This is a genomic window from Steroidobacter sp. (genome assembly GCF_016790065.1).
GTDB lineage: Bacteria > Pseudomonadota > Gammaproteobacteria > Steroidobacterales > Steroidobacteraceae > Steroidobacter.
The window spans coordinates 1-4971 of the sequence record NZ_JAEUPY010000204.1; the positions used below are offsets into that span (position 1 = coordinate 1).

At 62.1% G+C, this 4971-nt stretch carries 3 protein-coding genes; all 3 read left to right on the forward strand.

Annotated features, from left to right (window positions below; translation table 11 throughout):
• Nucleotides 1-1039, forward strand: a 1039-nt coding sequence (locus tag JNL55_RS08820; protein ID WP_293852147.1) for a TonB-dependent receptor domain-containing protein, incomplete at its 5' end; no start/stop codon positions are given.
• Between the two features lie 140 nt (nucleotides 1040-1179).
• Complete coding sequence (locus tag JNL55_RS08825; protein WP_293852150.1) at nucleotides 1180-3525, forward strand: S9 family peptidase; 2346 nt, start codon at nucleotides 1180-1182, stop codon at nucleotides 3523-3525.
• The gene (locus JNL55_RS08830) at nucleotides 3513-4838 is read left to right on the forward strand and encodes a spinster family MFS transporter (RefSeq protein WP_293852153.1); all 1326 of its coding nucleotides are present in this window, start codon (nucleotides 3513-3515) and stop codon (nucleotides 4836-4838) included. Before JNL55_RS08825 ends, JNL55_RS08830 begins: the two co-directional genes overlap by 13 nt.
• Nucleotides 4839-4971 lie beyond the last annotated feature (133 nt).

Sequence of the window (4971 nt, forward strand, 5' to 3'; positions counted from 1 at the left end):
GCATGGCGACCCGGCGACGTATGCAGGCGTGCGCCAGCTCGGCGATTACTTCGATCGGCGTGAGCTCGAGCAGAAAGCGGCGTTCGGCGAAGTCTCATGGGAGTTCATCCCGCGCTGGACACTCACCGGCGGTGCTCGCGCCTACGACTACGAGCGTACCGGTCGGGTGGACACGACTGCCAGCGTCTTCTTCGGCCCCACCGCTCGTACCACCATCATCGATGCAGATGCGTCGGGCAGTACGTTTCGCGGCAACCTGAGCTTCAAGCCCAACGATCAGGCCACGCTTTACGCAGGTTGGTCGCAAGGATTCCGGCTCGGTAGCCCGCAACCCGGCTTGCCGTCGACGTGCGATCTGAACAACGACGGTGTGCTCGACGGCAGCGGCATCTCGCTCGCGAGCACCAGGAGCACTCAGTCCGATGAGGTCGACAACTACGAGCTGGGAGCGAAGTTCTCGTTGCTCGACGGTCGATTGAGCCTCGCGGCGGATGTGTACCGCATGGACTGGACCGGAGTGCCCATTCGCGTGAACGTCGGAGTGTGCGGCAGCTACACGGCGAATGCTGGCGCCGCGCGCTCGCAGGGCGTCGAGCTGCAGGCCAACTTTCAGGTCACGCCGTCTTTGCGCATCGATCTTGGCGGCTCGCGCATCAATGCCGAGCTGACCAAGGACGCGCCCGGTCTGTTCGTGCCGGCCTTCGACGGCGACCGGCTGCCTGGATCGCCGGAGCTGAATGCCAATCTCTCCGTCCAGTACGAGTTCAACGTCTTCGAGCACGCCGCGTTCGTCCGGCTCGATTCGATCTACGTCGGCGATTTCTACGGAGACCTGCAGGAGTCAGCCAACAACCAAGCGGGTGACTATCTCAAGGCCGACGCCACCGCGCGTCTGGCGATCGAGAAGTTCACGATCGACGTGTTCGTGCGCAACTTGACGAATCAGGACGACTATACGTTTCGACATCTCGGTCTGCCGAATCACGGATATCGGCTGCGTCCTCGCACCGTAGGCGTACAGCTCAGCTACGAATTCTGACCGCCATGGATGGCGGGAATGCTGGCAATGCAGGAGCAATTTGTCAGCGGACCGCCATGGATGGCGGGAATGCTGGCAATGCAGGAGCAATTGTCAGCGGACCGCCGTGAGTCCAGAGGACGAACAAAATGGAATTCGAGATGAGCGATGACATCCGCGAGCGTTATCGCCGGGCGGTGTCGCTGACAGCTCCGAAGCTCTCGGCGACGACGCCTGGCTTGGCGGTCGAAGGCTATTGGATCGGCGAGCGGCATTACTACTTCGTGGCGGATCGCTTCGTGCCCGCGCTGGGTCGACTCGTCGGCGAGCCCGCCATCGCGGATTGCGTGACTCACGAGGTGAGTCCGGTCCTCGCGCTCGAGAATCTCGCAACGTTGTTGTCGGAGTCTGTCGGCAGGGTGGTCGATCTCGCGGCGCTGGCCGATGCGGAGTTCGCTCTGCCGCGCGCAGGAATCCTCGCGATCACTCTCGCTGGGCAGGAGCACATCGTCGATGTGTCGAGCCGGCGTGTCATCGAGTGGAGGTCGGCATTGGCGATGCCGGCTCTGTATTCGCCGGACGGCCGTTACGCGTGTTTCGTGAAAGGTCATGATCTGTGGCTGCACGAGCGGGATAAAAACGAGCAGCGACCACTGACGTGCGATGGAGCACCGCACTTCTCGTACGGCCGTCAGCCCGACATCTGCCTGGGTGCGGTGACTTACGCCAAACGACCGAGCCCTGTTGCGCTATGGTCGCCGGACTCCGAATGGTTGCTCACCCATCGCATCGATGAACGCGCGGTTCCGGAAATCGCGCTGGTCGAGAATGCTCCTCCGGGTGGCGGCCGTCCCGTCCTGCATCGTTACAAATACTGTGCGCCAGGCGACCCGCTGCCCATCGCCACTGTCGTTGCGATACACATCCAGACCGGCCGCGTCGTCTCGTTCGACGATTTCCCGGTGCAGCTCGTGGTGGCGGGCTCGCCATTCACGGGTCGCATGGTTTGGTTCGGTGCGCACGGTAAGGCGTTCGCGCTGCGTATGGATCGTCACTTCAAACGAGCCGAGCTGATCGAGTTCGATCTCTCCGCTGGCAGCGGGCGCATCGTCATGTGCGAGACCACCGATACCGGCTATCTGGAACTGCATCACCTGCTGGGTGTGACCCCTAATGTTCGCACGCTGAACAGCGGTGAGATTGTTTGGTTCTCCGAGCGCGATGGCCGCGCTCATCTCTATCTCCATGACGGTGCCACTGGCCGGCAGATGAATCGCATCACGAGTGGTGAGTGGCTCGTGCGTGACGTCGTTCACGTGGATGAGGCGAAGCGCACGATCATCTTTACGGCGTGCGGGGTGGATCCACGCGTTGATCCAGTGCTTCGATCGCTCTGCCGGGTGAATCTCGATGGCAGCGGATTCGAGGTGCTGCTCGCGCACGGCGGCGATATCGCCATGCCGAGAACGGAACCTGCCGGACTCGAGCAGAGTCGCGCATTCTGTCCGCCCTACGCGCAGCCCGGTGCATCGCCCGATGGACGTTTCGGCGTCGTGCGGCTCACGCATGTCGAACGTGGCAACGTGACTCGAATCGTCGATCTGCAGTCAGGTCGAAGTTTCGATATCGCCAACGCCTATCCAGGTCGTGATGAAGTGCTCGTCCGATCCTTCACAGCACTCGCCGCCGACGGCACCACCCGGCTGCACGGCACGATGTTCCTGCCGTCGGATTTCGATGAGAACGGGAAATATCCGCTGGTCGACTACATTTATCCGGGGCCGCAGACCAACGTCCATCCGCAGTCGTTCCATTCGATCGGTGCCGCGCACGCGACGGTCCTGGCCGAGCTGGGAATGGTCAGCTTCATGCTGGACACGCGCGGCATGCCATTTCGCACCAAGGCCATACGTCAGGCCGGCTACGGCGATCTCGCGCTGGCTTCTATCGAGGACCATGTCGCTGTCGTTCGGCAGTTGTGCGAGCGACATGAGTTCCTCGATCGGACGCGCGTCGCGATCTACGGGCAATCGGGCGGCGGGTACGCAGCGGCTCGTGCGCTGTTCGAGCATGGCGATGTGTTTACCGTCGGTGTATCGGTCTGCGGCAATCATGACTCCAGCTGCTACTCGGCGGCGTGGGCTGACAAGTATCGCGGCCCCGACAATCTCGATGCTTTTGCTGGCCAAGCCAGCGCGGCCTCCGCTCACAAGCTCGAAGGCAAGCTGTTGCTGATTTCCGGCGACATGGACGAGAACGTGCACGTGAGTCAGACGCTGACGGTGGTGGACGCACTGGTCAACGCGAATCGCGATTTCGAGCTGCTGATCGTGCCGAACGAAGGTCACCTGCTGTTGATGAGGAATGGTTATGTGCAGCGGCGGATCTGGGACTTTCTGGTGCGCAACCTGTTGGGCGCGACGCCGCCGGCGGGCTTCGCCATCGAATACCAGCCGCACGAGCTGCTGCGCATGAATAAAGCCTGGATCTGGGAATGGCGCTCGTGACGGCGGCTTGGCCGCCGCACATGTACCGGAGATACATGCTCGGCGTGTTGATGCTCATCCTGGCATTCAGCTATGTGGACCGGCTGGCGCTCGGCCTGGTTCTGCAGGACATCAAGGTGGCTCTGGATCTGAGCGATGCGCAGCTGGGCTTGCTCAGCGGCATTGCCTTTGCCTTGTTCTATTCGGCGGTGGGCATTCCGCTGGCTCGCTGGGCCGATCGCGGCGATCGCGTGTTGATCATCTCTGCGTGTGCCGCACTGTGGAGCGTGGCTGTGATCGTCTGCGGCTTCGCCGCCAGCTTCCTGCAGCTCATGCTGATTCGTGTCGCCGTGGCGGTGGGCGAAGCCGGCTGCATTCCACCCGCCCATTCGCTGATCGCCGATGAATTCAGCCGCCGGGAGCGGCCGCGGGCCTTGGCGATCTACTGTCTCGGTGGTCCGCTGAGCTTCATCATCGGCTACTTCATCGCCGGCTGGCTCAACGAGCTCTATGGTTGGCGTGTCACATTCATAGCGCTGGGCATGGTCGGGTTGATATTGCCGGTCGTGGCATGGCTCACATTGCACGAGCCGCGCCGGGCATCGAGACATCTAAATGACACGAGCATGCAATCTGGCACCGATGCGTCGGCGCAGCTTGCGTTCGGCGAGCTGAGTGTTCTGTTGTGGAGGAACCTGACGTTCCGCCACTTGCTGTTCTGCTTTTCGGTGATGCAGTTCTTCAGCTACGGCGTGGGACAATGGACTCCCGCATTTTTCATCCGCAGCCACGGACTGCAGACCGGGGAGCTCGGCAGCTGGTTCGCGCTGATATTCGGAGGAGGTGGCCTGATTGGCACCTATCTGGGCGGCGCGCTCGCGTCACGTGGTGCCGCGACCAACGAGCGCGTGCAGCTCGGGGCTATGGCCATCGTACTGTCGAGCTTCGGAATAATTTCGGCGGCCACCTATCTCGCGCCGAATCTTTACGTCGCATTCACCTTGATGGCGCTCGCGGCAGTCGCTGGCGCGGCAATCAACGGTCCGTTGTTTGCCACGATTCAGACGGTGGTGCCGTCGCGGATACGTGCCGTATCGGTCGCGATCATTTATCTGTTTGCCAACCTGATCGGCATGGGCCTGGGCCCATTTGCCGCCGGCGCACTGAGCGATGCGCTGCGGCCGCATTTCGCGGAAGAGTCGCTGCGCTACGCATTGCTCGCACTGTGTCCGGGCTATTGCTGGGCGGCGTGGCATCTGTGGCAGGCAGGGAAGACGGTCGCTTGCGATCTTGCCGCCACGCGCGCTGAAGAGAGCGAGCAACTCGCCGTATGACTGATGCAACGAGCGCGAATGCGCGCATGTGCTGGGGGCAGAGAATTCCTTTGCGCGATGGAGTGCATCTCAACGCCATCCTGTATCTACCAAAAGAGCAGCCGACGCCCGCGCCGGCCATAGTCACACTCAC